We start from the raw sequence: 24809 nt of genomic DNA on the forward strand, positions 1-24809 counted from the left end.
GAAAGCGGGCGCCAGGGGGCGCCCAGGGCCAATCAGACGAAGAAGGACAAGGCACCGGTGGCCAGAGCCAGCGCGGTGATCACCAGCGAGGTGAGCACCGCCCATTTGACGGTGGCCTTCTGAAAGTCGCCGATATCGCGGTCGACCATGCCCACCAGCAACAGGGTCGAGGCCACCAGAGGGCTCATCAGGTGCACCGGCTGGCCGAGCACCGAAGCGCGGGCGATCTCAACCGGGTCGATGCCGTAGGCGGCAGCCGCGTTGGCCAGGATCGGGACTACGCCAAAGTAGTAGGCATCATTGGACAGGACGAACGTCAGCGGCATGCTGGTGATCGCCACCACCAGCGGGAACCAGTGGCCCCAGGACTGCGGAATCCAGTCCACCAGTGTCTGCGCCAGCGCATCGACCATCTTCGTGCCGGAGAAGATGCCGGCGAAAATCCCTGCGGCAAACACCAGCAGCACGACCGTCATGGCGTTGCCGGAGTGGGCCAGGATGCGCTCTTTCTGCACCTCGAGTTGCGGGTAGTTGATCATCAAGGCAGCGACAAAACCGATCATGAACAGGATCGCTGCGTGCATCACGCCCAGGACCAGCGCGATCATCACCGCCACCACCAGCAACAGGTTGACGTAGGCAAGCCGCGGACGCTTGTGCGGCGTGTCCTCGAGAATCGCCTTGATGTAGCAATTGCCGCCACCGGATTCGAGCTTGATGTTGCCGATGCGTTTGCGTTCGGCACGGCCCAGCAGGAACGCGGTGAAGACTACCCAGGCAGCCCCACCGATCATGGTCGGCAACATCGGGATGAAGTACTCGGTCGCATCGAGCCCCAGCGCGGCGATGGCCCGTGTCGCCGGCCCGCCCCATGGGCTCAGGCCACTCATGATGCTCAGCGAAAGCATCGCCACCGTTGCCAGGATCATCGGGTTCATGCCGATGCGCTTGTACAGCGGCAACATGGCCGCACAGGTGATCATGTAGGTGGTAGTGCCATCACCATCGAGCGCCACCAGCAGCGAAAGCAGTGCAGTGCCGATGGCGATCTTGATCGGGTCGCCATTGACGCGTTTGAGAATCTTGCGGATCAGCGGATCGAACAGCCCTGCGTCGATCATCAGGCCAAAGAACAGAATGGCGAACAACAGCAGTGCAGCCGACGGGGCAACCATCTTCAGGCCGTCGAGCATCATCTTGCCGGTTGTCGGCGCAAACCCGCCGATCACGGCGAACACGATGGGGACTACGGTGAGCGCAACGATCGGCGACAGCCGTTTGCTCATGATGAGGTAGGTGAAGGTCACCACCATGATCAGGCCAAGCAATGCGAGCATGATTGGGTTCTCTTGTTTTTATTCTAGGCGTGGCCATCTGGCGCGCAGGCGGCCCCCTGCCCCACTCGGCATCACAGTGATGCTGAGCGGGGTTCAAGTCAACGAAGGGTGTTACGGGTGATGATCAGCCGTGATGACGGGGCTCTGCAGGCCAACTGGGCGCTGTTGGCGCGGCCTGCCCGGCGAGCGGCTCACGCTCACCGTTAAGGGTGCGCATCAAGGTATCCCGCTCACAGGCATTTTCCGAAAGCGAGACCACCACGGTGGCAACTGCATTGCTGGCCAGGCTGGTCAGGGCGCGCGCCTCGGACATGAAACGATCGACGCCGATCAGCAGCGCCAAGCCTGCCAGCGGGATGTCGTGGATGACGGTCAGGGTCGAGGCCAGGGCTACGAAGCCACTCCCGGTCACACCGGCAGCGCCCTTGGAAGACAACAGCATGATGGCGAGCATGGTGATGGTCTGCCCCAGGGTCAGGTCGATGTTGCAAGCCTGGGCGATGAAGATGGCCGCCAGTGACAGGTAGATCGCCGTGCCATCCAGGTTGAAGGAGTAACCGGTGGGCAGCACCAACCCCACCACCCCTTTTTTGCAGCCCAGTTTTTCCAGCTTCTCCAGCATGCGCGGCAACACCGGCTCGGTAGAAGAAGTACCGAGCACCACCAGAAATTCCTCACGGAAATAACGCAGCAGTTTCCACAGGCTGAACCCATGCGCACGGCAGATGCCACCGAGTACGACGATGACGAAGAAGGCGCAGGCGATGTACAAGGTGCCTACCAGCTTCGCCAGGGCGCCAAGCGAGCTGATGCCGTACTGGCCTACGGTAAAGGCCAAGGCACCGAACGCACCGATCGGCGCGAAGCGCATCAGGTAGCCAAAAATGCGAAACACCATGGCCGACGCGGATTCGAGCACATCCAGCACCGGCTTGCCCTTCTCACCCATCGACGACAGGGCAAAACCGCTGAGTACCGCGATGAACAGCACCGGCAGCACTTCGCCTTTGTTGAATGCGCCGATGAAGGTATCGGGAATGATGTGCATGAAAAAGTCGACCACGCTCAGTTTCGCCGCCGACGCCGCATACTGGCTGAGCCCCTCGGTGCTGAGGGTGGCGGGGTCGATGTTCATGCCCTCGCCGGGCCGGAAAAGGTAGACCGCCGCAAGGCCGATGATCAGGCTGACAACGGTCAACCCCAGGAACAGGAGCAAGGTCTTGCTCATCAAGCGCCCCAGCGAACGCTTGTCGGTCATGCCGGCAATCCCGGTGACGATGGTGCAGAACACGACAGGCGCGATCATCATCTTGATCAGCTTGATGAAGGCATCGCCCAGCGGTTTGAGCGCAACGGCCTGTTGCGCCCAGAAATGCCCGACCACTACGCCCAGCACGACGGCGCAGAGAATCTGGAAGTACAGTGATTTTGCGATCTTCATGAGGCATCACCCATTGTTGAAATTGTGCGGATGCGCTTTGTTGCCTGGGTTACCACGGTTTGACGCCAGGCCGGGTTTCAACCGGCCATACGCTGAAAACCAGGGGCGTATACAAAACCGGAGAACAGCCTGCGGGCAGTTCGTACCACCGAGGCCTGAATGGTCTGGCCATCAGGGCCACCGCGCGAAAGCGCGACATCGATACCGCCGCTGGGATGTTCCAGGCGTACTTGGGTGAGTGCTTCGGCAGCATCACCGAGCATGTCCATCACTACAGTGCCAGGGCTGACGCAGGCAGTTGCCAGCCCGATGGACCCTGTGATGGCCAGCGCCCGGTGGCAGTTGTGCGGCATGAAATACCGGACCTGCAGCGTACCGTCATAGCGTGGTGCCGATATCAGCACGGGCTTTGGGATCACCATGCCGCTGACGTCGCCCAGGCCCATGGCCTTGCCCGCTTTCAGGCGCAGGGCTTCCAGGCGCTGCAGCAGGGCCGTGTTCGCATCCAGTTGCGCTGGGGTTTCCGACCCCGTTACACCCAGTTGCGCGGCATCGACGATCATCATGGGCATGGCCATGTCGATGCAGGTGACAGAAATACCGTCGATCACATCCTTGGCCTGCCCCGTCGGGAACAACTTGCCGGTCTTGCTACCCACGGCATCGAGGAAAGTCAGGTGAACCGGGGCGGCAGTGCCCGGCACGCCGTCGATCGCCGTACGCCCTTCGTAGCGCACGATGCCCCCGGGTGTCTCCACCAGCGAATTGACGAAAGTGTTGGTGTTGAGGTTGCGGATACGCACCAGGGTCTTGCCGTCATTGCCCTTGACCAGCCCTTGCTCGATGGCGAAAGGGCCCACGGCACACAGCATGTTGCCGCAGTTGGGGGCGGTATCGACGCGGCGCTGGGCAACCATCACTTGCACGAACAGGTAGTCGACATCGGCGTCGGCATGCAGCGAAGGGCTGATGATGGCCACCTTGCTCGTCTGCGGGCTGCCACCGCCGATGCCGTCGATCTCAAGCTCGTGACCGGAGCCCATCAGGTTGATCAGCAGCTCGTCGCGCTCGACCACATTGGCTGGCAGATCCCACGCATGAAAGAACGGGCCTTTGGAGGTACCGCCGCGCATGAGCACACAAGGAATTCGTTGCATGACTACTGACTCTTGTTGATCAATTGGGGAAATTGATGTTCTGGACACAAGAGTGACAAAGATTGATAAATCGATCCAATGCAAATATCGTCGCCATTGTTGCGTTTAACAAAACAATAAAGCGGTGAATTCCCTTAGGAACACATCATGGAATATGAGCTGCAAGACATAAGATCTTTCGTGAAAATCGCCGAACTTGGCAGCTTTCACGAGGCGGCTGAGGTGCTGCACCTCTCGCAACCTGCGTTGAGCCGGCGGATAAAAAAGCTCGAAGAGGGTCTGGGAACACCCCTGCTCGAGCGGACCACCCGTCGCGTGAGCCTGACCACCGTCGGCCGCGATTTTCTGCCCAAGGCCAGGCGCCTGCTGGATGATTTTGAAGATTCGATCCTGAGCATTCGTGAACTTGCAGAGCGCCAGACCGGCCAGGTGACCCTGGCCTGCATCCCAACCGCCGCGTTCTACTTCCTGCCCTCGGTGATTCGGGACTACAACGAGCAGTACCCGAAAATCCGGATTCGGCTGCTGGACCTCAGTGCCAACGAGGGGCTGGAGGCGGTGCTGCGCGGCGAAGCCGATTTCGGCATCAACATGATGAGCGGCCAGCATCCGGATATCGAGTTCGTGTCGCTGGTGCAGGAGCGTTTCGTGCTGGCCTGCCGGCGCGACCACGAGCTGGCCGATCGCGCTTCGGTCACCTGGACAGAGCTTGCCGATTACCGGCTCATCGGCGTCGGCCGCCTCAGTGGCAACCGCATGTTGCTGGACCATGCGCTGTCCGGGCTTAGCTGGCGGCCGAAGTGGTTCTATGAGGTGCAGCACCTTTCCACCTCGTTGGGCATGGTCGAAGCCGGGCTGGGGGTGTCGGCCATGCCAAGCCTGGCCATGCCGGCTGCCGACCATCCAACGCTGGTGAGCATTCCGCTGATGGAGCCCGAGGTGACGCGCACGCTCGGGCTGGTGTATCGACGTGGGGCCTCGCTTTCACCAGCGGCAGAGAAGTTTGTTTCCATTTTGCTGGAGAAGTGGCCGAACCGTTGATCGGTTGGGGTTACTCAAGAGTCAGGTTTTTAACGGATTGTCCGGGGGCGGGATATCGGGAGGTGGACGCCACAGCAATCCCCAAAGGCCAAAAATCAGAACGCCGGCACAACATCGCCGTGGTAGCGATCCAGGATGAACTGCTTCACCTGAGGCGAATTCAACAATGCCCCAAGCTTCTGTACAGCCGGGTCGCTAGCCTTGTCCCTGCGTACATACAGGTAGTTGGCGTACGGCGATTCCGAGCTTTCGATGAACAACGCATCCTTGTGCGGCTCAAGCTTGGCCTCCAGCGCGTAGTTGGCATTGATCAGCGCCAGGTCCACCTGACCAAGGACGCGCGGCAGCATGGCGGCTTCAAGTTCCTTGAACTTCAGATGCTTCGGATTGCTGGTGATGTCAGCGGCGGTCGCCATGATATTGCCAGGGTCCTTGAGCGTGATCAGCCCCTGCTTGGCAATCAGTAGCAGTGCGCGCCCGGAGTTGGTGGGGTCGTTGGGAATTGCAACGATGGCGCCGTCCTGCAACTCGGCCACAGATTTGACCTTGCTTGAGTAGGCCCCGAACGGTTCGATGTGTACAGCAACAACCGGGACCTGGTCGCTATTGGGCCGGTCTTTCTTGTACGCCTCGTAGTAGGGCTTGCTCTGGAAGTAGTTGGCATCCAGCCGGCCCTCGTCTACCTGGCGGTCAGGCTGGATATAGTCGGTGAAGACCTTGATATCCAGCTCGACCCCCTGCTTGGCCAGCTCAGGTTTGAGGAATTCCAGAATCTCGGCGTGAGGCACAGGCACCACAGCGATCTTGAGCGTTTCAGCCTGTGCAGTACCGAGCGTGGCAGCCAGCAGAGCCAGCGAAAGTGCAATGCGCTTCACGAGAGTTTTCCTTGGAATCGTTGGAGGGTGAACGATGAAAGATCGAGGTCGGTCGAGCCCCGGATGCACCACTGGGCGAATGCCTCGCCCAAGGCGGCGGAGTGTTTGAAACCATGGCCAGAGCACGCTGACACCACCAAGGTGTGCTTCAGCGCAGGGTGTTCGTCGATAATGAAGTGGCGATCTGCAGTGACGGTGTAGGCACAAACGGCAGACTTGACGACCTTGTCGGTCACCCCGGCGATACGGCCTTGTACTTGCAACTCGTACATCTCGCGCTCTTCTGCCGCGCTCACGGTCCGGTCCAGCAGGTCGGGCAGCGATGCCGTGTGGTATTGGGCCGTGGCGATTTTCAGGCTGCCCTCACCCGGCAGCGCAGGGAAACCGTAATTGATTTTGTCGTCCCCGCGCCCATGGGTCAGGATGAACGTTGGCGATGCACCCTCAAGGCCCGCCTCGGCTTCGAGCTCGAACCAGAACAGCTTCTGCCGGTAGACACGCAGCAAACGGTCGAACGGCTCGCCCAACAAACCACCCGCCCAGTTGCCGGCACTGAACACCAGTTTGCGGGCCTTTAACGTACGCAGGTTGGTGCAGACCGTGACGCCGCTTTCATCCGAGCTGATCTGAGTAACCGTTTCACCTGTGTGCAGCGTTGCCCCGTGTTGCACTGCCAGGCGCAACTGCGCGTCGATGCACCGTTCGGGGCGCACGAAGCCGCCACCGGGCTCGAAGTAGCCGATCGCATCGTCGCGCACGTTGGCAAATTGCGGGAAGCGCTGACGGATCTGTGCAGCGCCAAGCACTTCGTGCTCGATTCCGTAGGCTTGGGCCAGGCCTATGGTGCGCAGGGTGAAATCGCTTATATCGTCCGGATCGAAGTCGGGACTGGAGGTCAGTGCCAGCAAACCGGACTGCTCGAACAACGATTCGCCAGACAGCGCCTCAAGTTCACGCCAGATTTGCTGAGCCCTCTTCACGATGGGCACATACTGGGCACCCTCGCCTACGGAAAGCCGGGTAATGCGCGTATCACCGTGGCTCGAGCCAAAGGTATGCGGTGGGTGGTAGCGATCGACCCCCACCACATCCACGCCCGCCTTGGCCAATTGATAAACGGTGGCGGCCCCCATGGCACCAAGCCCGATGACGACTACTTCGCAGTGCTCCACTGAGTATCGCTCGCTCAAAAAGGCGTTAGTTGAAAGCAGGCGGGCTCAGTAAACAAAGAATTAAAGGGTATATCGATATGCCCTTGAGTAGACCGTGTTCAACCTCAGCTTTCTTTCACTGGCGCGGGTGCCGTTGCGCGAGCGCGTTTAGCAGCATTACCGGACCGATCGCTTGCCATCCACAACAGCAGTGACAAGCCCACCGCCAGCACTGCAATCAGCGCACCCACCCAGCCCAGCGCAGCCAGCCCCAACTGCTCAATGGTGACGCCGCCAATCACAGCGCCCAACCCGATGCCCGCGTTCGCCGCAGAGACGTTCAGCGTGCCGGCAAGGGCCTGCGCTTTGGCGCCTGCGATCATCACGCGCACCTGGCAAACAGGGAACAACGCGGTATACGCAATACCCCACGCGGCCAGGGCCACTACCAGCAGCCACAGCGTATCGACCGCGGGCGGTGCACCCGCCATGCCGGCGCCCAGCACCGTCAACAACACGATGGTCGCGCCAAGCGGGCTGCGGTCGACCAGCCGCCCGCCGATGGCGTTGCCAATCATGCCCACCGCACCGAAGCCCATCAGCCACCAGCCGACCTGCGCGCTGGGCACATGGGCAAGGCGCTCGAGCATGTCAGCCAGGTAGGTGTATGCGCTGAACATGGCAGTGAACACCACCACCGAGAGCGCGACGTGGAAGACGAACTTCGGATCCCGCAGGATGACCGTCTGGCGCTCGCCGCCCGCCCTTTTGGGGGCCTCTGGCAACTGTGGCAGGAACACCCACATCAGCAGCGCAATGACCAGGCAAAGGCCCGAGATCAACCAGAAGGTGCCCCGCCAGCCGAGCGCATCGGCTGCCAGTGTGCCCAAGGGAATGCCGAACACGAACGCCGCCGTGATGCCCAGATAGACCCGGGCGACCGCCTTGCCTTCATTGCCTTTACCCGCCAGCTGGGCTGCCGATTCACTGGCGGTGCCCCAGAACACGGGAAGCGTCGCAGCAGCCAGGATACGCGACAATGCCATGGTCCAGAAGTCAGTAGCGACCGCCGACAGCGCATTGGATGCGGCGAAGATCAGCAGGACCCCGAGAAACACCTTTTTGCGATCCCAGTGGGATATCGCAGCGGTGAGAAACGGCCCGACAAGCATCACGGTAAAGGCGAACACGGTGACCAACTGACCCGCTTTGGGCACAGTAATACCCAGATCCCGGGCGAGCCCGGGCAAGATGCCGAGAATGATGAATTCGGTGGTCAGCACCGCGAACGCCGCCATCGTGAGGATCAGAATGCTGGTGCCTGCACGGGCATCTGCTGCCCCCGACAGGGACGCAGGGTTGGCATGCATGAGCGAATACTCCAGAACAGGAAAATGGAGCAGGAGGTTATACTGGAATAAAATTATCATCTTGGGTATTTAAGCAAGGATACTTAAGAAATTTATTCAACAGTTGGAGGCGCCATTGCTCAGTGAACAACGCTTGAAGGGCATTGCGGTTTTCATTTGCGTGGCAGAGGCCGGAAGCTTCACTGCTGCGGCCGAACGCATGAGCCTGACCACCTCCGCAGTCAGCAAAAGCGTGGCGCGGCTGGAGCAGCGCCTGAACATGAAGCTCTTCGCACGCACCACACGGCGCCTGGCACTGACCGATACGGGGGCCAATTACTACCAGACCTGCAAGCAGATCCTGGCCAGCCTGGAAGAGGCCGAAATGCAAATGCACAGTGCCCAGACCGAGCCCTGCGGCCGGGTGCGCATTGACCTGCCGGCGTCATACGGCAAACTGCGGGTACTACCGCTGCTCATCGAGTTCATTGCCGAGCATGAACTGCTGATGCCACACATCACGCTCACGGACCGCTTCGTCGATCCCATCGAGCATGACATCGACATCCTGGTGCGCATTGGCGGGCCGCAGACCTGGCCCCAGGGTGTAGAGCGGCGGCTGATTGGCATCCAGCAGCACATCTTTTGCGCAGCACCGGGTTATCTGCAACGACGGGGAGTGCCTGAAACGGAGCGGGACCTTCATGAGCACGGGTGCGTGCTTTACGGCAGGACCGACGGCGGTGTGTATCCGCTGCACTTCCCGGGCGCTCATGCCAGTGACAGCGAGCAGCGCGTGGTCTCGGGCCGTATTGCAATCGGCAACGCAGAAGGCCAGCTTGCCATGGTGCTGGCCGGGCTGGGGGTGGCCCAATTGCCCTCCTGGCTGGTGCAGGAACATCTTGACGCTGGCACGCTGGTCCAGATCCTGCCTGAGCTGAGCACCATCGGCCTGCCTATCAACGTTGCATGGCTGAAAAGCCGGCAGTCGCTTCCTAAAGTAGCCGCATTGGTCGATGTGATCTGCGCCAGGCTGAGCCAGCAAGCAGCCAAAGCCGGCTAGAGGGGTTGCTCAGCGCTTTGCTCCCCTTCTGCAGGCTGGGTGGTCGAGAGCTCCAGCGCCCCCCTGAGCAAGGCATTGAGCATCGCGCCTGCCTCGCCACCCCGCCCCTCCAACAGCCTCAGCGGAATTCCCTTCAGTGCAGTGGCCGACTCGGCCAGGCCATCACCCAGCAGCGCCAATGGGCAGGCGATATCCATCTGCAAGGCGCGCAGACGATCTGCCAGGCCACTGCTCACTGGGGGCTGCACCAGAACCACCAGCGCGGCAGGCGCAATGGCTGCACACAGCAGTGGCAACTCCTCAAGTGGTTGTTCGCTGCTCAGCACGTCGATACGCTGCTGCTCACCGCTCAGCAGCAAGCCGTGGCACAGCAGTTCAAGCTCAGCACTACCCCCGGTACCGGCCAACAGCACGCGCGGGGCGCTGGCCTGGTTCAACTGCAGGCGCAACAGCAACCGGGCGCGCAGAAAGGCATCGAGAAACAGCCACTGGCTACGCTGGCCGTAAGAGCTGCCCGACTGTAATGTGCGCCACACAGGCATCAGTACGTCGAGCAACACCGTGGTTTTGGGGAACAGGGTGAACAGCTGCCCGTGAATACCCTCGAGCGCCTGGCCATCGAACGTCTGGGTTGCACGTAGCACGGCAGCACGCCACGCGGCAAAGCCATCAGCAGCCGGTTCAACCGTTTGCTCGTATGCGTCTCGCCGTCTGGCCAGCATTTCGCTGACTTTGCCGATCGGCAGGCCACTGGCGGTCCAGCGCAGTATGTCGCGGATGTGCTGGACATCCTGTGCGGTGTACAGGCGATGGCCGCCCTCGGTGCGCTGTGGGCGGATCAGGCCATGACGACGCTCCCAGGCACGCAAGGTCACCGGGTTGACCCCGGTCAGGCTGACAACGTCACGCATTGGCAACAGGTCGGTGAAGGTCGCTTCGTTCATTGCGGCGGGTCATCAGGACGGTTACACATACTAAACCTATAGCTGCATGCAGGCTAAGCTGCGCATAAGCATACGCAACCACTTCGAGGAGGCCCCATGATCGACGCAAAACTCCTGCAATTGATGGTCGAGGCGTCCAACGACGGCATCGTCATTGCCGAGCAGGAAGGAAACGACAGCATCCTCATCTACGTCAACCCCGCCTTCGAGCGCCTGACCGGCTACGCGGCCGATGACATCCTCTATCAGGATTGCCGCTTCCTGCAGGGCCAGGACCATGACCAGGAAGCGCTGGATGCCATTCGCCAGGCCATCCTGGACGGGCGCCCGTGCTGCCAGGTGCTGCGCAATTACCGCAAGGACGGCAGCCTGTTCTGGAATGAACTGTCGATTTCGCCGATACGAAACGAGGCCGATCAATTGACGTATTACATTGGCATACAGCGTGATGTCACGGCCCAGGTGTTCGCCGAGGAGAGAGTACGAGAGCTGGAAGCGGAGGTCGCCCAATTGCGGCGACAACTGGATGACAGGGGCAGCTGACACCCCCGCGCAAAACTGTACAAAATTATGACCCTGTATAGCTTTATGCAGCGGGATCGACTATACCTGTACAAGAAACCATTTTTGTACAGGGCCGCGCATGTCCAGCTACCTGCAAACCTTCGCCGAACGCTTTGCCAGCCTCGATGCGGACAACCTCGACCGCCTGGGTGACTTGTACAGCGAGGATGTCACCTTCCGCGACCCACTGCACAAGATCGACGGGCTGAGCGACCTGCGTGCCTACTTCGCTGAGCTCTACGCCAACACCCAGGAGGTGCGTTACACCTTCGAGGGTACCGACGAGGTCCAACCGGGCCACGGTTATATTCGCTGGACCCTGCATTTTCGCCACCCACGCCTGGCCAACGGGCGCCTGATCAGCCTGCAGGGTTGCAGCCACCTTCGCTGGCACGAACGCGTGCACTTTCATCAAGACTACTTCGACGCCGGTGCACTGCTTTACGAGCATGTGCCAGTAGTAGGCAGCGCTGTGCGTTGGCTCAAGGGGCGGCTGGCATGAGCCGCTGCTGGCTGACCGGTGCCAGCAGCGGCATCGGCGCCGCGCTGGCGCAACAGCTGCTTGAACAGGGGCATCAGGTTGCGCTGGGTGGCCGGCAGGCCGAAAACCTGGCGCCGCTGACCGCGCAGTTTCCCCAGCAGACGTTGCTGGCCATCGGCGATATCAGTGACCCTCGGCAGGTCGCTGATGTTGCCGCGCACATCGAACGCAGCTGGGGCGCGCTCGACCTGGTGATTCTCAATGCAGGCACCTGTGAATACCTGGAGCCGGGCCATTTCGACCCAGAGCTGGTCGAGCGCGTGGTGCGCACCAACCTGATCGGCGTCAGTCACTGCCTGCACGCTGCCCTGCCCTTGCTGCGCCGTGGCCAACGCCCGCACCTGGTGGTGATCGGCAGCTCGGTGTCCTGGCTGGCGCTGCCCCGTGCCGGGGCCTACGGTGCCTCCAAAGCGGCCGTGCGCTACCTGATCGAGTCGCTGCGCATCGATCTGGTCAACGAGGGCATCGATGTCACGCTAATCAGCCCTGGCTTTGTCGATACGCCATTGACCCGCCGCAATGACTTCCCCATGCCCCAGATCTGGAGTGCAGAACGCGCCGCCAGGCACATTGCCGTGCGTTTGCCCAAGCGCCCGCTAGAAATCAACTTCCCCGGCGTATTCACTCTGGTACTGCGCCTGCTGGGCGCAATGCCGGTGCGCTGGCGACTGAAGCTAGGCCAGCGCCTGGCACGCAAGCAACAGGACTGAAACAGACATGCGCATCGCAATCATCGGCAGCGGTATTGCCGGCCTCACCTGTGCCTATCTGCTCTCTCGGCGGCATGAAGTCACTGTGTTCGAGGCCGCCGACTGGGTCGGTGGCCACACCCATACCGTCGATGTCCAATGGGGTGGCCGGCAGTACGCAGTGGATACCGGTTTTATCGTATTCAACGACTGGACCTACCCGCACTTCATCCGCCTGCTCGACCAGCTCAAGGTTGCCTCCAGGCCCACCGAAATGAGCTTTTCGGTGCATGACCCGCGTAGCGGTTTCGAATACAACGGCCATGACCTCAACACGCTGTTCGCCCAGCGCAGCAACCTGTTATCGCCAGGCTTCTGGGGCATGCTGCGCGATATCCTGCGCTTCAACCGCAAGGTCCTTGCTGACCTGGACAGCCAGCGTATCGACGAAGCCACCACCCTGGGTGGCTACCTGCAGACGCAGGGCTATGGCCAGCGCTTCATCGACCACTACATCGTGCCGATGGGCTCGGCTATCTGGTCGATGTCACGCGCCGACATGCTCGGTTTTCCGCTGCAGTTCTTCGTGCGCTTTTGCCGTAACCACGGCCTTCTCTCGGTGAGCAACCGCCCGCAATGGCGGGTGATCGAGGGTGGTTCACGTAGTTACCTGGCGCCGTTGTGCAAGCCATTCGCCGAGCGCATCCGCCTCAACTGCCCGGTTGACCGTGTCAGCCGTGACGAAGGCGGCGTGACCGTGTTCAGCGCGGCCGGCAGCGAGCGCTTCGATAATGTGGTGTTCGCCTGCCACAGCGACCAGGCTTTGGCCTTGCTGGAGGCGCCAAGTGCCGATGAGCGCGCAATACTCGGCGCCATCACCTACGCCAGCAACGACGTGGTGCTGCACACCGACACCCGCCTGCTGCCAACCCGGCGCAAAGCCTGGGCCAGTTGGAACTACCGCCTCGGCGGCCCGCAGCAGGCACCGGCCGCGCTGACCTACGCGATGAACATCCTGCAAGGTATCGAAGCGCCGGTGACCTTCTGCGTGAGCCTGAACCAGACCGCACTGGTGGACCCGACGCAGATCCTCGCCCGCTTCAACTATGCGCACCCGCAGTACAGCCTCGTCGCCCTCGCAGCCCAGGCCAGACAAGCTGAATTGCAGGGCCGACAGCACAGCTACTTCTGCGGCGCCTACTGGGCCAACGGCTTCCACGAGGACGGCGTGGTCAGCGCCTTGAAAGTGGCTGAGTTTTTTGGGGAAGGCTTGTGATCAGCAGCCTGTGCCACGGCTGGGTCAGCCATAGGCGCCTGACACCACGCCAGCATGCCTTCCGCTATCGGATCGGCATGTTCTACCTGGACCTGGACGAGCAACCCCGCCTGCTCAGCCTCAGCCGCTGGCTGGGGCGGTCGCGACTGGCGCCGCTGAGCTGGCGCGAAAGCGATTACCTGCCGGCGCTGACCCGCAATGGCATGCCATTGGCCCAGGCCGCTCGGCAATTGGTCGGCCAGGCCACCGGGCAAACGCCTGAAGGCGCCGTGCACCTGCTAACCCAGCCGCGCTGCTGGGGGCTTTCGTTCAACCCGGTGAGTGTCTACTTCTGCCACGACCCCGCCGGCCAGTTGCAGGCGATCCTGCTGGAAGTGCGCAACACGCCATGGCGCGAGCGCTTTCACTACGTGTTGCCGGTGCAAGACGGCCTGTCTACCGGGTTTTGCGTGGCCAAGGCGTTCCATGTGTCGCCGTTCATGCCCCTGGACATGGAGTACCGCCTGCGTTTTCTGCTCGATGCGCGGCGCGTACACGTGCACATGGAGAACTGGCGGGAGGGGCAAAAGGTGTTCGATGCCGACCTCGCGCTGCAACGCGGGCCGCTGGATCGCGCCGCTCTGCACCGCCATATCCTGAGTTTCCCCTGGATGAGCCTGCGCACCGTAGCAGCCATCTACTGGCAGGCCTTGCAGCTGCTGCTCAAGCGCACGCCCATCCACGACCATAGCGCCAGCCTGGGTAACCTGAGCCTGGGCCAAGCCGCCTCCAAGGAGTTAGATGATGACCGAGCCCACCCTGAGCGTTAGCAAGTCCACCGGCCTGACACCACTGCTTGGCAACCTGGCCAGGACGGCCGTGCTGGCCCAGTTGCGCCGCTTGGCCCGCGGCAGTTTGCGGGTGATCTGCAACGATCGTCAGTGGACCTTCGGTGAAGCCGGCAGTGCTCTGCACGCCCAGGTCGAAATCGTTGACGAGGCCGCCTGGAGCCTGGTCGCCAGTAACGGCTCGATCGGCGCCGGGGAAGGCTATATCCATGGCTACTGGCGCACACCCGACCTGGCCGCAGTCACCCGTGTGTTCGTCGCCAACCTTGAGGTGCTCGATGCCATGGAGGGCGGGCTGGCACGCCTGGCACGCCCGGCCCTGCACCTGCTGCACCGGCTCAACCGCAATAGCCGACGCGGTTCACGGCGCAACATCCTGGCCCATTACGACCTGGGCAACGCCTTGTTCGAACGCCTGCTCGACCCAACCATGATGTACTCGGCGGCGCAGTTCGAGAGCGCCGAGCAAACCCTGGAGCAGGCGCAACTGAACAAGCTTGAACGCATCTGCCAGAAGCTCGAGCTCAAACCCCACGAACACCTGCTGGAAATCGGCACCGGCTGGGGCAGCCTGGCCATCCATGCTGCCACCCGGTATGGCTGCCGCGTCACCACCACGACGCTGTCCGAGGCGCAGTACGCCCACACCCTGCAACGGGTGCAAGCGCTGGGCCTTACGCAACGCATCACGGTGCTGCGCGAGGACTACCGCGACCTGAGTGGGCGCTTCGACAAGCTGGTTTCGATCGAGATGATCGAGGCCGTCGGCCACCGTTACCTGCCCACTTACTTCCGCCAGTGTGCCGCACTGCTCAAGGAGGATGGCCTGATGCTGCTGCAGGCCATCACCATTCGCGATCAACGTTACGCCCAGGCGCGGCGCTCGGTGGATTTCATCCAGCGCTACATATTCCCAGGCGGTGCGCTGCCATCACTGAGCGTGCTGCTGGACACCGCCAGCCGCAAGACCGGGTTGAACCTGGTGCATATGGAGGACTTTGGCCAGGACTATGCGCGCACCTTGCGCCATTGGCGCGATAACCTGCGCCAGGCGCGCACGGCACTCAAGGAACTGGGTTACGACGAAACCTTCCAGCGCCTGTGGGAGTTCTACCTGTGTTACTGCCAGGGCGGCTTCGAGGAACGTGCCATTGGCGTGGCGCAACTGCTGTGGGCCGCGCCGCAAGCCCGTCGGGCGCCTTTGCCAGGCGCCTGAACATGTCACGTACCTGGCTTATCGCCAATGCAGTGTGGTTGCAGGCTGGCTGGTGGGTGTGTGTACTCGGCGCCCACACGCCCTGGCTGCTTGCCCTGGTGCCGATAGGCTTGGCGCTGCACCTGGGTTATTGCCATGAGCGGCGCGCAGAACTGCGTGCGCTGCTGGCGATAGGGCTTGCAGGTTGTCTGCTGGACAGCCTGCTGGGGGCACTGGGGGTATTCGCTTTTGCCCAATGGCCGCTGCCCGGCTGGCTGGCCCTGATGTGGCTGGTGCTGGCAAGCGGGTTGCGCCACAGCCTGGCGTGGGCTGCCCGCCCGTTGTGGCTAGGAGGGCTGCTTGGACTGTTCGGTGGGCCGTTGGCCTACCTGGCGGGGGCGCGGCTGGCCGGGGTGGAACTACCAATGGGTCCCCTGCCTACCGCCCTGCTGCTGGCACCGATCTGGGCGGTGGCATTTCCGTTGATGCTACGGCTCGCGAGAGCGGCCTGAGTCACGGCGAGGCCTTTGGCAGGCGGCGGAAAAACAAGGTGATCTGCCCGACCTCCACACCCAGTTTGCGCATGCTCGAACGGTTGATCAGGGTGTCCTCATCCATCAGGTACATCCAGTCATCGATGTCCATTTCCCAATGCCGGCCGTCGACCGGCAGGTCCAGGCGGTAGCGCCAGTGCAGGGCGTTGCCCGCCACCTCGCCGCGGGCTTCGCCGATCACATCGCCCGCACGACCACGCCAGCGCCCGGGGCCGTCCGGGGTCAGGGTCCAGATGCGCCGCTGGCGCGTACCGTCGCTGTACACGAAGTGCTCGTCAAGAATCAGCCGGTCACCTTCGCGGCGGCTGTCGATGCGCACATCGAAGCGTTTGACCACTTCCCCCGAGCGATTCTGGAACATGCCCCAGGCCTGCACCGGCACGGAGAAGAACGTGACCAGGTCCAGCGCCGGCTTTTCACCGGCGTAATGGTCGACCTCGACATTGCCGCAACTGCCCAGCAGCAGGCAGCCGACCAATAGCAACACTCTTCGCATGTTCAATCTCCTTGATCATTACCGGCCAGGCCGAGCAGGCGCTGGCGCAATTCGGGGTCCCGGGCCCGCGGGTCCAGCCAGATGGCAAAAAATGCCCTGGCAAACGCCGGGTCGGCGATTTCGCGACGCAGTTGACCATCAACATAGAACCGGGAGCCCTGCCCCGGCAGGTACACCCCGGTGATGCGCATGCCCGGGCGCACATCGACGAACGCCTCGTTCATCGCTTGCTCCCAACGCTCAAGCGTGGCCTCGGGCAAAGGGCGGTCGCTCAGACGACGCATTTCATCCAGACTGGCCTGCACCAGCGCCTCGCGTGACAACCTCCGGTGGTAGAGAAGGTCCAGGGCAAAAGGCTCACTCCAGCCCTGCGGCGAGCCTGCGCTCCACAAACGGGCGGTGTAGACACGCAGGCCAAACCAGGTGAACTCACCGCTGCCGACGCTGCGCGCCTCGGGCACCGCTGGCCGCCAGTCCGCCACGGCGGGTGGCATGACGGCAAGCGCAACGGCAAGCACGAACAGGTTGAGGGCTGTGACAGTGCTTCGCATGGCCATACTCTGGAGACCGGAACACTCAAATATTGTACAAGTATATTTTCATGTACAACTTTATGTAGAGATATCGAGTCTTTCACGCAAAATAATGACGGACGGCAATCGTTCGGTTATCGAACGGTAGCGCGTTTTCTGGCATTGACGGTCCTTGCTTCACTGCTCACCATGCCACGGCCTTGCGGGTCCTCACTGCCTTGAGCCAAACCCGCGGGCCAGAAGCATCCAGCAGCTCATTACAATTTCAAGAAACAGGTACATCGGCCATGCCTCCTATCCCCCATGCTTCCATGGGCAGCAAGATTCGCGACGCCTTTGCTGTCGGCAAGACGCGCTGGGGCATGCTCGCCCTGGTGTTCTTCGCCACCACACTGAACTACATCGACCGCGCCGCCCTCGGCATCATGCAGCCCATGCTGGCCAAGGACATGAGCTGGACGGCAATGGACTACGCCAACATCAACTTCTGGTTCCAGGTGGGTTACGCCATCGGCTTCCTGTTGCAGGGCCGGTTGATCGACAAAATCGGCGTAAAACGTGCATTTTTCATGGCGGTCCTGCTCTGGAGCCTGGCCACCGGTGCCCATGGCCTGGCCACATCGGCCGCAGGTTTCATGGTCTGCCGCTTCATCCTCGGCCTGACCGAAGCCGCCAATTATCCGGCTTGTGTGAAGACCACACGGCTGTGGTTCCCCGCGGGTGAAAGGGCCATTGCCACCGGGCTGTTCAACGCCGGTACCAACGTTGGCGCGATGATCACCCCGGCGCTGCTGCCAGTGATCCTGGCGGCCTGGGGCTGGCAGGCCGCCTTTATCGCCATGGGTTGCCTGGGCCTGGTCTGGGTGGTGTTCTGGGGCTTGAAATACTTCAACCCTGAAGAGCACCCGACTGTGCGCCAGAGCGAACTGGAGTACATCCAGCGCGAAGCCGAGCCTGAGGCGGTACGTGTGCCCTTCAGCCGCATCCTGCGCATGCGCGGCACCTGGGCCTTCGCCGTGGCATTCGCGATCACCGCACCGGTGTTCTGGTTCTACCTGTACTGGCTGCCACCTTTTCTCAACCAGCAGTACAACCTGGGCATCAGCGTGACCCAGATGGGCATCCCGCTGATCCTGATCTGGCTCACGGCCGACTTCGGCAGCATTGGCGGCGGCATCCTTTCGTCCTGGCTGATAGGCCGTGGCGTACGCGCCATACGGGCACGCCTGATATCGATGCTGATCTTCGCCTGCACCATGATCAGCGTGACCTTCGCCGCCAACGCCAGTGGCCTGTGGGTAGCGGTGCTTGCCATTGCCGTGGCGGTCGGCGCGCACCAGGCCTGGACGGCGAACATATGGAGCCTGCTGATGGATTACACGCCCAAGCACCTGATAAGCACGGTGTTCGGCTTTGGCAGCATGTGCGCGGCCATTGGCGGCATGTTCATGACGCAGATCGTCGGCACCGTGCTGACGGTTACCAATAACAACTACGCAGTGCTGTTCACCATGATCCCGGCGATGTATTTCATTGCACTGGTGTGGTTGTACTTCATGGCGCCGCGCAAGGTCGAAGCGCAGTAAGCGTCAGTTGCCCCCTTCCTGGAAGGGGGCCCGCCGGCGAATGGGGCGCAAAGCGCCCCCGCCATGAATCAGCCTTCGGTCGCTTCGCGCTTCATCCGTGCCCGGCGGGCCAGGATGTTGAGCACTTCGATCGCCGTAGAGAAGGCCATCGCTGCATACACATAACCTTTTGGCACATGGGCACCGAAACCTTCGGCGATCAGGGTCATGCCGATCATGATCAGGAAGCCCAGGGCCAACATGACCACGGTCGGGTTGTCGTTGATGAAGTTCGCCAACGGGTCAGCGGCCACCATCATGACGATCACGGCAGTGATCACGGCAATGATCATGATCGGCAGGTGCTCGGTCATGCCCACAGCGGTGATGATGCTGTCAACCGAGAACACGATGTCCAGCAGCAGGATCTGGAAGATCGCGGCCGCGAAGCCCAGGGTAACCGTGGAGGACACCTTGGCTTCTTCCTTGGCGCCGTGCGGGTCGACGTTTTCGTGGATTTCCTTGGTCGCTTTCCACAGCAGGAACAGGCCACCGGCAATCAGGATCACGTCCTTCCAGGAGAAGGCATTACCGAACACTTCGAATACCGGGTCGGTCAGCTGAACGATCCACGCCACCGTGCTGAGCAGCGCCAAACGCATGATCAAGGCCATGCTGATACCGATACGGCGTGCCTTGGAACGGTATTCGACCGGTAATTTGTTGGTCAGGATCGAGATGAAGATCAGGTTATCGATGCCCAGTACGACTTCCATGGCCACCAGTGTGGCAAGGGCTACCCAGGCGGTGGGGCTTGCGGCGAGTTCCAGCAAATATTCCATTTTTCAGTCCTGCAACGTTTCTGGGTCAGATGTCCTGGGTTTTATCTTGCTGGTCGGCGTCCTTGGGCTTCTGCCCTTCGGTGCCGATAGCGTCGCTCAGCGCCTGCTGCGCCGCTTCGTTGGTGTCATCGATGGCCTGCTTGGCCGATTTGGCGGCCTGGTCGAGCATCTGCTGGGCAGATTTCTCGGCCTGGTCGCAGCCTGCCAGGCTCATCAGTGCCAAGGCTAGCACCAAGGGTGTGCCAATGGATTTGAATTGCAGCATGGGGTCCTCGCTTGTCGATATCCCGGCGGCGCGCAATGCGCCTGATGGCGTCGAATTCTAAAGATGCCGATACATCAGGAAAATTCGTATTTTCAGCGGTTATACTTCGGTTTTTACGAATCGGGAACGCGGTGATGCTCAACTATCGACAGCTTCACTATTTCTGGGCCGTGGCCAAGACCGGCAGCATCGCCCGCGCCAGTGAGCAACTGAACCTGACCCCGCAGACCATCAGCGGTCAGATCAGCCTGTTCGAGCAGACCTACGGCCTGGAGCTGTTCCAACGGGTCGGGCGGCAGCTGGAGCTGACCGAAACCGGTCGCCAGACCTTGGTCTACGCCGAGCAGATGTTCCAGATCGGCGGTGAACTGGAGGCCATGCTGCGCGCCGGCCCGCAGGAACAGATCCTGTTTCGCGTGGGGGTTGCCGACGTGGTGCCCAAATCGATCGTCTATCGCCTGCTCGCGCCCACCATGGAGCTGGACGATGTGCTGCGCATCAACTGCCGTGAGGACAAACTCGAACGCCTGCTGGCAGACCTGGCGATCCAGCGCCTGGACCTGGTGATATCCGACAGCCCGATGCCCAACCACCTGGATATCAAGGGTTACAGCCAGAAGCTCGGGGAATGCGGCTTGAGCTTCTTTGCTACAAAAGCCTTGGCCGAACGCCACGCTGGCGTCTTTCCTGGCTGCCTGCACGATGCACCATTGCTGATCCCGGGCCAGGAAACGGTAGTGCGCAGCCGGCTGCTGCGCTGGCTTGGCGAGCAGCAGGTGCAACCGCGGATAATCGGCGAATTCGACGACAGCGCCTTGATGCAGGCATTCGGCCAGTCGGGCAGCGGTATCTTCGTGGCTCCCAGTGTGATTGCCGAGGAAGTGTGCCGCCAGTACGGGGTGGAGCTGATCGGGCAGACCGAGGCGGTGCACGAGTCGTTCTATGCTATTTCGGTTGAACGCAAGGTCAAGCACCCCGGGATCGTGGCCATTACCGAGGGGGCGCGTCGGGAGCTGTTCCATTGGTGAGCGTAAACAGGCCGGGACGACCCTACCAAGGTCTATGGTAAAGTCACGCCCTTTCAAGATACCGAGATAGCGCAGCACATGTCCCCCCTCCTTCGCGTCCTCAACCGCACCAGCCTGGTGACCCAGATCGTCATCGGCCTGATCGCCGGTATTGTCCTGGCCTTGCTTGCGCCAGCCATCGCCCTCGACCTGGGCTTTCTCGGCAAGGTGTTCGTCAGCGCCCTGAAAGCAGTCGCGCCGGTGCTGGTGTTCATTCTGGTCATGGCCTCGATCGCCAACCATCGCCATGGCCAGGAAACCCACATCCGCCCGATTCTCTGGCTGTACCTGCTGGGCACCTTCTCGGCTGCGGTGGTGGCCGTTGTCGCCAGCATGCTGTTCCCTTCGCAACTTGCCCTGAGCGCCAGCGATGTGACCCTGAGCGCGCCTGGCGGCATTGGTGAAGTGCTGCAAAACCTGGTGCTGAGCGCCGTCGACAACCCGATCAACGCCCTGCTCAACGCCAATTTCATTGGTGTGCTGACCTGGGCCATTGGTTTGGGCGTGGCGCTGCGCCATGCCGGCGAAACCACCCGAACCGTGGTCGAGGACCTGTCCAATGGCGTAACCCTGATCGTGCGGGTAGTCATCCGCTTCGCCCCGCTGGGCATTTTCGGCCTGGTCAGTTCGACACTCGCCCAGTCTGGCCTCGATGCCCTGCTTGGCTACCTGCACCTGCTGGGGGTGCTGATCGGCTGCATGCTGTTCGTGGCGCTGGTGATGAACCCGCTGATCGTGTTCTGCAAGATCCGCCGCAACCCTTACCCATTGACGCTGCTGTGCCTGCGCGAAAGTGGTATCACGGCCTTCTTCACCCGCAGCTCGGCGGCCAACATTCCGGTCAACCTGGCACTGTCCGAGCGCCTGGGCCTGCATGAGGACACCTACTCGGTGTCGATCCCGCTGGGTGCGACCATCAATATGGCGGGCGCGGCCATCACAATCACCGTGCTGACCCTGGCAGCCGTGCACACGCTGGGCATCCCGGTAGACCTGCCTACTGCGGTGCTGCTGAGCATGGTGGCGGCGGTCTGCGCCTGTGGTGCGTCGGGCGTGGCTGGCGGTTCGCTGCTGCTGATCCCGCTGGCATGCAGCCTGTTCGGCATTCCAAGCGAGATTGCCATGCAGGTGGTTGCTGTGGGCTTCATCATTGGCGTGCTGCAGGATTCGGCAGAGACTGCGCTGAATTCTTCGACCGATGTGCTGTTCACGGCGGCGGCCTGCCAGGCGCAAGAGCGCCGTAGTGTTTGAGATAGCCAGGGCCGCGTAGCGGCCCATTCGCCGGCAAGCCGGCGCCCACAGACTGGCGATGAACTCAAGGCATGTGCAGTGCCCGTGAAAGCGGTTGTGTTGCTTGATTTCAAACCTTGACGCCATCCATATCGTGGGCGCCGGCTTGCCGGCGATGGGGCAGTGATTGCTTAAGCCAGGCGCTTTACCTACGCTAGTGGCCTTTTCCTCGCAATGAGACTTGGCCATGTCAGAAAATCAAACCGCAGACGAAGGCCGCTTCAGCAGTACCGAGATCCGCATTCTCGGCGCGCTGATCGAAAAACAGGCCACCAGCCCTGAAAGTTACCCACTGACCCTCAATGCCCTGGTGCTGGCCTGCAACCAGAAGACCAGCCGTGAGCCGGTGATGAACCTGTCCCAGGGCCAGGTCGGCCAGGCGCTGCGTGCCCTGGAAAGCCAGGGCATGACCCGGCTGCAGATGGGCAGCCGCGCAGACCGTTGGGAACAGCGGGTGGACAAGGCACTGGAGCTGGTACCGGCCCAGCTGATACTGATGGGCCTGATGTTCCTGCGTGGGCCGCAAACCCTCAACGAGCTGTTGACCCGCAGCAACCGCTTGCACGACTTCGATGACACCGAACAGATCCAGCACCAGCTGGAGCGCCTGATCTCGCGTGGTTTGGCACTGCATCTGCCACGCCAGGCCGGGCAGCGCGAAGACCGCTACACCCATGCACTGGGGGATCCGGCAGAAATCGAGGCGATTCTTGCCGCTCGCCAGCAGGAAGGTGGGGCGCGCAACAGTGGCGGCAATGTGTCGGAAGAAAGGATCGAAGCCCTGGAGGCCCGGATTGCCGCGCTGGAGGCGCGCCTGGCCGAGCTTGAAGGCTAAGCCACTCAGTGTTCCGGTTCAGGGAAGTTGCGGCAGCTTTTGCGCTCGGCCATTTCCCGCTCACTGGGGCGCTGGTCGACGAACACGGTACGGCCGTCTGCGTAGATTTCCAGGTAACCCCAGTGCAGGTCCTGCTCCTGCTGCCCGGGCTGGGGTGGCACTAGCCACCAGGGTTCGCGGCTGATCAGGGTCATGGCTTGAATTCCCGAGGGTGTCGGCAGTAAGCATAGACACCCCCGGGTTTCAGGTTTACGCCGGCGCCGAGGTGCGGATCAGGTGATCGAAGGCCGCCAGCGATGCCTTGGCACCCTCGCCCACCGCAATGACGATCTGCTTGTACGGCACGGTGGTCACATCACCGGCTGCGAACACGCCCGGGATGCTGGTCGCACCTTTGGCATCGACGATGATCTCGCCACGCGGCGACAGCTCGATCGTCCCCTTGAGCCAGTCGGTGTTGGGCAACAGGCCGATCTGCACGAAGATACCTTCCAGCGCCAGCTCATGCTGCTCGTCGGTGGTGCGGTCCTTGTAGCGCAAGCCGGTCACCTTCTCACCATTGCCCACCACCTCGGTGGTCAGCGCGCTGGTGATCACCTTGACGTTCGGCAGGCTGTGCAGCTTGCGCTGCAGCACGGCATCGGCACGCAGCTGGCTGTCGAACTCGATCAACGTCACCTGCGCGACGATGCCGGCCAGGTCAATGGCTGCTTCCACGCCGGAGTTGCCGCCACCGATCACCGCCACACGCTTGCCCTTGAACAGCGGGCCGTCGCAGTGCGGGCAGTAGGCCACGCCACGGGCACGGTACTCCTGTTCACCCGGCACGTTCATTTCGCGCCAGCGGGCGCCAGTGGCGAGGATCACGGTCTTGGCTTTGAGCGAGGCGCCGCCGGCCAGGCGTACTTCGTGCAGGCCGCCGTCGGTGGCCGGAATCAGTGCTTCGCCGCGCTGCAGGTTCATGATGTCGACGTCGTACTGCTTGACGTGCTCTTCCAGTGCAGTAGCCAGTTTCGGCCCTTCGGTTTCCTGCACCGAGATGAAGTTCTCGATGGCCATGGTATCGAGCACCTGGCCGCCGAAACGCTCGGCAGCGACACCGGTACGGATGCCTTTGCGTGCTGCGTAGATGGCAGCCGCGGCACCGGCGGGGCCGCCGCCGACCACCAGCACGTCAAAGGCGTCCTTGGCATTGATCTTCTCGGCCTGGCGGGCGCCGGCGTTGGTGTCGATCTTGCCGAGGATTTCCTCAAGGCCCATGCGCCCCTGGCCGAACACTTCGCCGTTCAGGTAGATGCTGGGCACGGCCATGATCTTGCGCGACTCGACTTCGTCCTGGAACAGCGCACCGTCGATGGCCACGTGGCGTACGTTAGGGTTGAGCACCGCCATCAGGTTCAGCGCCTGGACCACGTCCGGGCAGTTCTGGCACGACAGCGAGAAGTAGGTCTCGAAGGTGAACTCGCCTTCCAAGGCCTGGATCTGCTCGATCACTTCGGCACTGGCCTTGGAGGGGTGGCCGCCGACTTGCAGCAGCGCCAGCACCAGGGAGGTGAATTCGTGGCCCATGGGGATGCCGGCAAAACGCAGGCTGATGTCAGCGCCCGGGCGGTTGAGCGAGAACGAAGGCCGACGGGCGTCGGTACCGTCCGCGCTCAAGGTAATGAGGTTCGACAGGCTGGCAATTTCTACCAGCAGGTCGTGCAATTCGCGGGACTTCGCGCCGTCGTCGAGGGAAGCAACGATCTCGATCGGCTGGGTGACCCGCTCCAGGTAGGTTTTCAGTTGCGATTTAAGCGTGGCGTCCAACATACGGGCGATTCCTTTTTCAATCTTCGGATACAAAAACGCCCAGGCAATAACGCCCGGGCGTTTGGCGGGGCAGTGAGTACTTCAGCTTTGGCGGCTGCTC

Annotated in this window: 26 protein-coding genes; 13 read left to right on the forward strand and 13 right to left on the reverse strand. The window is 61.9% G+C overall.

Annotation, left to right across the window (positions count from 1 at the left end; translation table 11 throughout):
* Positions 1–32: 32 nt before the first annotated feature.
* The 3 genes from JOE27_RS06590 to JOE27_RS06600 form a co-directional block, all read right to left on the reverse strand.
* The gene (locus JOE27_RS06590; RefSeq protein WP_161871517.1) at positions 33–1337 is read right to left on the reverse strand and encodes a citrate:proton symporter; all 1305 of its coding nucleotides are present in this window, start codon (positions 1335–1337) and stop codon (positions 33–35) included.
* 124 nt (positions 1338–1461) lie between these two features.
* Complete coding sequence (locus JOE27_RS06595; RefSeq protein WP_125924022.1) at positions 1462–2778, reverse strand: dicarboxylate/amino acid:cation symporter; 1317 nt, start codon at positions 2776–2778, stop codon at positions 1462–1464.
* A 77-nt stretch (positions 2779–2855) separates the two neighbouring features.
* Positions 2856–3935 carry a 4-oxalomesaconate tautomerase gene (locus tag JOE27_RS06600; RefSeq protein ID WP_204918337.1) on the reverse strand — a complete coding sequence of 360 codons (1080 nt, stop codon included), beginning with the start codon at positions 3933–3935 and terminating at the stop codon, positions 2856–2858.
* Between the two features lie 147 nt (positions 3936–4082).
* Here JOE27_RS06600 and JOE27_RS06605 point away from each other — a divergent pair, with 147 nt between their 5' ends.
* Positions 4083–4976 carry a LysR family transcriptional regulator gene (locus JOE27_RS06605; protein ID WP_012315010.1) on the forward strand — a complete coding sequence of 298 codons (894 nt, stop codon included), beginning with the start codon at positions 4083–4085 and terminating at the stop codon, positions 4974–4976.
* A 95-nt stretch (positions 4977–5071) separates the two neighbouring features.
* Here JOE27_RS06605 and JOE27_RS06610 read toward each other — a convergent pair whose 3' ends face one another.
* The 3 genes from JOE27_RS06610 to JOE27_RS06620 all read right to left on the reverse strand — a co-directional run bounded on the left by JOE27_RS06610 (position 5072) and on the right by JOE27_RS06620 (position 8372).
* Positions 5072–5851: a MetQ/NlpA family ABC transporter substrate-binding protein gene (locus JOE27_RS06610; RefSeq protein ID WP_012315011.1), complete on the reverse strand. Its 780-nt coding sequence runs from the start codon at positions 5849–5851 to the stop codon at positions 5072–5074.
* A complete protein-coding gene (gene solA, locus JOE27_RS06615) occupies positions 5848–7023 on the reverse strand; it encodes an N-methyl-L-tryptophan oxidase (protein ID WP_204918339.1) in 1176 nt (391 codons plus the stop codon). Before solA ends, JOE27_RS06610 begins: the two co-directional genes overlap by 4 nt.
* 104 nt (positions 7024–7127) lie before the next feature.
* Positions 7128–8372, reverse strand: coding sequence for an MFS transporter (locus JOE27_RS06620; RefSeq protein ID WP_115274412.1), 1245 nt, complete (start codon positions 8370–8372; stop codon positions 7128–7130).
* A 115-nt stretch (positions 8373–8487) separates the two neighbouring features.
* Here JOE27_RS06620 and JOE27_RS06625 point away from each other — a divergent pair, with 115 nt between their 5' ends.
* A complete protein-coding gene (locus JOE27_RS06625) occupies positions 8488–9414 on the forward strand; it encodes a LysR family transcriptional regulator (protein ID WP_046785754.1) in 927 nt (308 codons plus the stop codon).
* On the opposite strand, the gene JOE27_RS06630 is transcribed toward JOE27_RS06625, so the two are convergent.
* Positions 9411–10358 (reverse strand): MerR family transcriptional regulator, encoded by a 948-nt coding sequence (locus JOE27_RS06630; RefSeq protein WP_046785753.1) that lies wholly within the window; start codon positions 10356–10358, stop codon positions 9411–9413. The genes JOE27_RS06625 and JOE27_RS06630 overlap by 4 nt on opposite strands.
* A 96-nt stretch (positions 10359–10454) precedes the next feature.
* Here JOE27_RS06630 and JOE27_RS06635 point away from each other — a divergent pair, with 96 nt between their 5' ends.
* The 7 genes from JOE27_RS06635 (at position 10455) to JOE27_RS06665 (ending at position 15962) form a co-directional block, all read left to right on the forward strand.
* Positions 10455–10901 carry a PAS domain S-box protein gene (locus JOE27_RS06635; protein ID WP_119687337.1) on the forward strand — a complete coding sequence of 149 codons (447 nt, stop codon included), beginning with the start codon at positions 10455–10457 and terminating at the stop codon, positions 10899–10901.
* 100 nt (positions 10902–11001) lie between these two features.
* A complete protein-coding gene (locus JOE27_RS06640; protein ID WP_115274410.1) occupies positions 11002–11424 on the forward strand; it encodes a nuclear transport factor 2 family protein in 423 nt (140 codons plus the stop codon).
* Positions 11421–12173 carry an SDR family NAD(P)-dependent oxidoreductase gene (locus JOE27_RS06645; protein ID WP_046785750.1) on the forward strand — a complete coding sequence of 251 codons (753 nt, stop codon included), beginning with the start codon at positions 11421–11423 and terminating at the stop codon, positions 12171–12173. Before JOE27_RS06640 ends, JOE27_RS06645 begins: the two co-directional genes overlap by 4 nt.
* A gap of 7 nt (positions 12174–12180) precedes the next feature.
* Positions 12181–13428: an FAD-dependent oxidoreductase gene (locus JOE27_RS06650; RefSeq protein WP_161871511.1), complete on the forward strand. Its 1248-nt coding sequence runs from the start codon at positions 12181–12183 to the stop codon at positions 13426–13428.
* Positions 13425–14237, forward strand: a complete 813-nt coding sequence (locus tag JOE27_RS06655; RefSeq protein WP_046785748.1) for a DUF1365 domain-containing protein — start codon at positions 13425–13427, stop codon at positions 14235–14237. The genes JOE27_RS06650 and JOE27_RS06655 overlap by 4 nt, the downstream gene beginning before the upstream one ends.
* The gene (locus JOE27_RS06660; RefSeq protein ID WP_046785747.1) at positions 14212–15471 is read left to right on the forward strand and encodes a cyclopropane-fatty-acyl-phospholipid synthase family protein; all 1260 of its coding nucleotides are present in this window, start codon (positions 14212–14214) and stop codon (positions 15469–15471) included. Before JOE27_RS06655 ends, JOE27_RS06660 begins: the two co-directional genes overlap by 26 nt.
* Before the next feature lie 2 nt (positions 15472–15473).
* A complete protein-coding gene (locus JOE27_RS06665; protein WP_125924005.1) occupies positions 15474–15962 on the forward strand; it encodes a DUF2878 domain-containing protein in 489 nt (162 codons plus the stop codon).
* 1 nt (position 15963) lies between these two features.
* Here the strand turns inward: JOE27_RS06665 and JOE27_RS06670 are convergent, their stop codons facing one another.
* Both JOE27_RS06670 and JOE27_RS06675 read right to left on the reverse strand, forming a co-directional pair.
* The gene (locus JOE27_RS06670) at positions 15964–16500 is read right to left on the reverse strand and encodes a DUF3833 domain-containing protein (protein WP_115274406.1); all 537 of its coding nucleotides are present in this window, start codon (positions 16498–16500) and stop codon (positions 15964–15966) included.
* A gap of 2 nt (positions 16501–16502) precedes the next feature.
* Complete coding sequence (locus tag JOE27_RS06675) at positions 16503–17057, reverse strand: chalcone isomerase family protein (RefSeq protein WP_046785744.1); 555 nt, start codon at positions 17055–17057, stop codon at positions 16503–16505.
* 263 nt (positions 17058–17320) lie between these two features.
* Here JOE27_RS06675 and JOE27_RS06680 point away from each other — a divergent pair, with 263 nt between their 5' ends.
* Positions 17321–18619, forward strand: coding sequence for an MFS transporter (locus tag JOE27_RS06680; protein WP_046785743.1), 1299 nt, complete (start codon positions 17321–17323; stop codon positions 18617–18619).
* Between the two features lie 68 nt (positions 18620–18687).
* On the opposite strand, the gene JOE27_RS06685 is transcribed toward JOE27_RS06680, so the two are convergent.
* Together JOE27_RS06685 and JOE27_RS06690 are read right to left on the reverse strand one after the other, a co-directional pair.
* Positions 18688–19440, reverse strand: a complete 753-nt coding sequence (locus tag JOE27_RS06685; RefSeq protein ID WP_012315026.1) for a TerC family protein — start codon at positions 19438–19440, stop codon at positions 18688–18690.
* Positions 19441–19465: 25 nt separating this feature from the next.
* Positions 19466–19705: a hypothetical protein gene (locus JOE27_RS06690; RefSeq protein WP_012315027.1), complete on the reverse strand. Its 240-nt coding sequence runs from the start codon at positions 19703–19705 to the stop codon at positions 19466–19468.
* Between the two features lie 134 nt (positions 19706–19839).
* Between JOE27_RS06690 and nhaR the strand changes: the two genes are divergently transcribed.
* From nhaR to JOE27_RS06705, 3 genes are all read left to right on the forward strand, one after another.
* A complete protein-coding gene (gene nhaR, locus JOE27_RS06695; protein ID WP_119687339.1) occupies positions 19840–20733 on the forward strand; it encodes a transcriptional activator NhaR in 894 nt (297 codons plus the stop codon).
* A gap of 78 nt (positions 20734–20811) precedes the next feature.
* Complete coding sequence (gene sstT / locus JOE27_RS06700) at positions 20812–22023, forward strand: serine/threonine transporter SstT (protein WP_046785741.1); 1212 nt, start codon at positions 20812–20814, stop codon at positions 22021–22023.
* A 226-nt stretch (positions 22024–22249) separates the two neighbouring features.
* The gene (locus JOE27_RS06705; protein ID WP_115274404.1) at positions 22250–22897 is read left to right on the forward strand and encodes a DUF480 domain-containing protein; all 648 of its coding nucleotides are present in this window, start codon (positions 22250–22252) and stop codon (positions 22895–22897) included.
* Between the two features lie 5 nt (positions 22898–22902).
* Here the strand turns inward: JOE27_RS06705 and JOE27_RS06710 are convergent, their stop codons facing one another.
* Both JOE27_RS06710 and ahpF read right to left on the reverse strand, forming a co-directional pair.
* Positions 22903–23091 carry a hypothetical protein gene (locus JOE27_RS06710; RefSeq protein ID WP_046785739.1) on the reverse strand — a complete coding sequence of 63 codons (189 nt, stop codon included), beginning with the start codon at positions 23089–23091 and terminating at the stop codon, positions 22903–22905.
* A 55-nt stretch (positions 23092–23146) separates the two neighbouring features.
* Entirely contained in the window at positions 23147–24709 is a 1563-nt protein-coding gene (ahpF, locus tag JOE27_RS06715; RefSeq protein ID WP_119687341.1) for an alkyl hydroperoxide reductase subunit F, read from the reverse strand.
* Positions 24710–24809: the final 100 nt, after the last annotated feature.

It is taken from the genome of Pseudomonas sp. M5 (genome assembly GCF_016907075.1).
In the GTDB taxonomy this organism is placed as follows: Bacteria; Pseudomonadota; Gammaproteobacteria; order Pseudomonadales; family Pseudomonadaceae; genus Aquipseudomonas; species Aquipseudomonas putida_E.

What these genes read in the sequence shown, in the direction of transcription:
- JOE27_RS06690 (WP_012315027.1), bottom strand. Translation starts at nt 19,705, where the DNA reads ATGCTGCAATTCAAATCCATTGGCACACCCTTGGTGCTAGCCTTGGCA.
- JOE27_RS06675 (WP_046785744.1), bottom strand. Translation starts at nt 17,057, where the DNA reads ATGGCCATGCGAAGCACTGTCACAGCCCTCAACCTGTTCGTGCTTGCC.
- nhaR (WP_119687339.1), top strand. Translation starts at nt 19,840, where the DNA reads ATGCTCAACTATCGACAGCTTCACTATTTCTGGGCCGTGGCCAAGACC.
- JOE27_RS06630 (WP_046785753.1), bottom strand. Translation starts at nt 10,358, where the DNA reads ATGAACGAAGCGACCTTCACCGACCTGTTGCCAATGCGTGACGTTGTC.
- JOE27_RS06680 (WP_046785743.1), top strand. Translation starts at nt 17,321, where the DNA reads ATGCCTCCTATCCCCCATGCTTCCATGGGCAGCAAGATTCGCGACGCC.
- JOE27_RS06705 (WP_115274404.1), top strand. Translation starts at nt 22,250, where the DNA reads ATGTCAGAAAATCAAACCGCAGACGAAGGCCGCTTCAGCAGTACCGAG.
- JOE27_RS06710 (WP_046785739.1), bottom strand. Translation starts at nt 23,091, where the DNA reads ATGACCCTGATCAGCCGCGAACCCTGGTGGCTAGTGCCACCCCAGCCC.
- JOE27_RS06605 (WP_012315010.1), top strand. Translation starts at nt 4,083, where the DNA reads ATGGAATATGAGCTGCAAGACATAAGATCTTTCGTGAAAATCGCCGAA.
- JOE27_RS06660 (WP_046785747.1), top strand. Translation starts at nt 14,212, where the DNA reads ATGACCGAGCCCACCCTGAGCGTTAGCAAGTCCACCGGCCTGACACCA.
- JOE27_RS06595 (WP_125924022.1), bottom strand. Translation starts at nt 2,778, where the DNA reads ATGAAGATCGCAAAATCACTGTACTTCCAGATTCTCTGCGCCGTCGTG.
- sstT (WP_046785741.1), top strand. Translation starts at nt 20,812, where the DNA reads ATGTCCCCCCTCCTTCGCGTCCTCAACCGCACCAGCCTGGTGACCCAG.
- JOE27_RS06590 (WP_161871517.1), bottom strand. Translation starts at nt 1,337, where the DNA reads ATGCTCGCATTGCTTGGCCTGATCATGGTGGTGACCTTCACCTACCTC.
- JOE27_RS06620 (WP_115274412.1), bottom strand. Translation starts at nt 8,372, where the DNA reads ATGCATGCCAACCCTGCGTCCCTGTCGGGGGCAGCAGATGCCCGTGCA.
- JOE27_RS06640 (WP_115274410.1), top strand. Translation starts at nt 11,002, where the DNA reads ATGTCCAGCTACCTGCAAACCTTCGCCGAACGCTTTGCCAGCCTCGAT.
- JOE27_RS06645 (WP_046785750.1), top strand. Translation starts at nt 11,421, where the DNA reads ATGAGCCGCTGCTGGCTGACCGGTGCCAGCAGCGGCATCGGCGCCGCG.
- JOE27_RS06635 (WP_119687337.1), top strand. Translation starts at nt 10,455, where the DNA reads ATGATCGACGCAAAACTCCTGCAATTGATGGTCGAGGCGTCCAACGAC.
- JOE27_RS06650 (WP_161871511.1), top strand. Translation starts at nt 12,181, where the DNA reads ATGCGCATCGCAATCATCGGCAGCGGTATTGCCGGCCTCACCTGTGCC.
- JOE27_RS06685 (WP_012315026.1), bottom strand. Translation starts at nt 19,440, where the DNA reads ATGGAATATTTGCTGGAACTCGCCGCAAGCCCCACCGCCTGGGTAGCC.
- JOE27_RS06600 (WP_204918337.1), bottom strand. Translation starts at nt 3,935, where the DNA reads ATGCAACGAATTCCTTGTGTGCTCATGCGCGGCGGTACCTCCAAAGGC.
- JOE27_RS06665 (WP_125924005.1), top strand. Translation starts at nt 15,474, where the DNA reads ATGTCACGTACCTGGCTTATCGCCAATGCAGTGTGGTTGCAGGCTGGC.
- JOE27_RS06670 (WP_115274406.1), bottom strand. Translation starts at nt 16,500, where the DNA reads ATGCGAAGAGTGTTGCTATTGGTCGGCTGCCTGCTGCTGGGCAGTTGC.
- ahpF (WP_119687341.1), bottom strand. Translation starts at nt 24,709, where the DNA reads ATGTTGGACGCCACGCTTAAATCGCAACTGAAAACCTACCTGGAGCGG.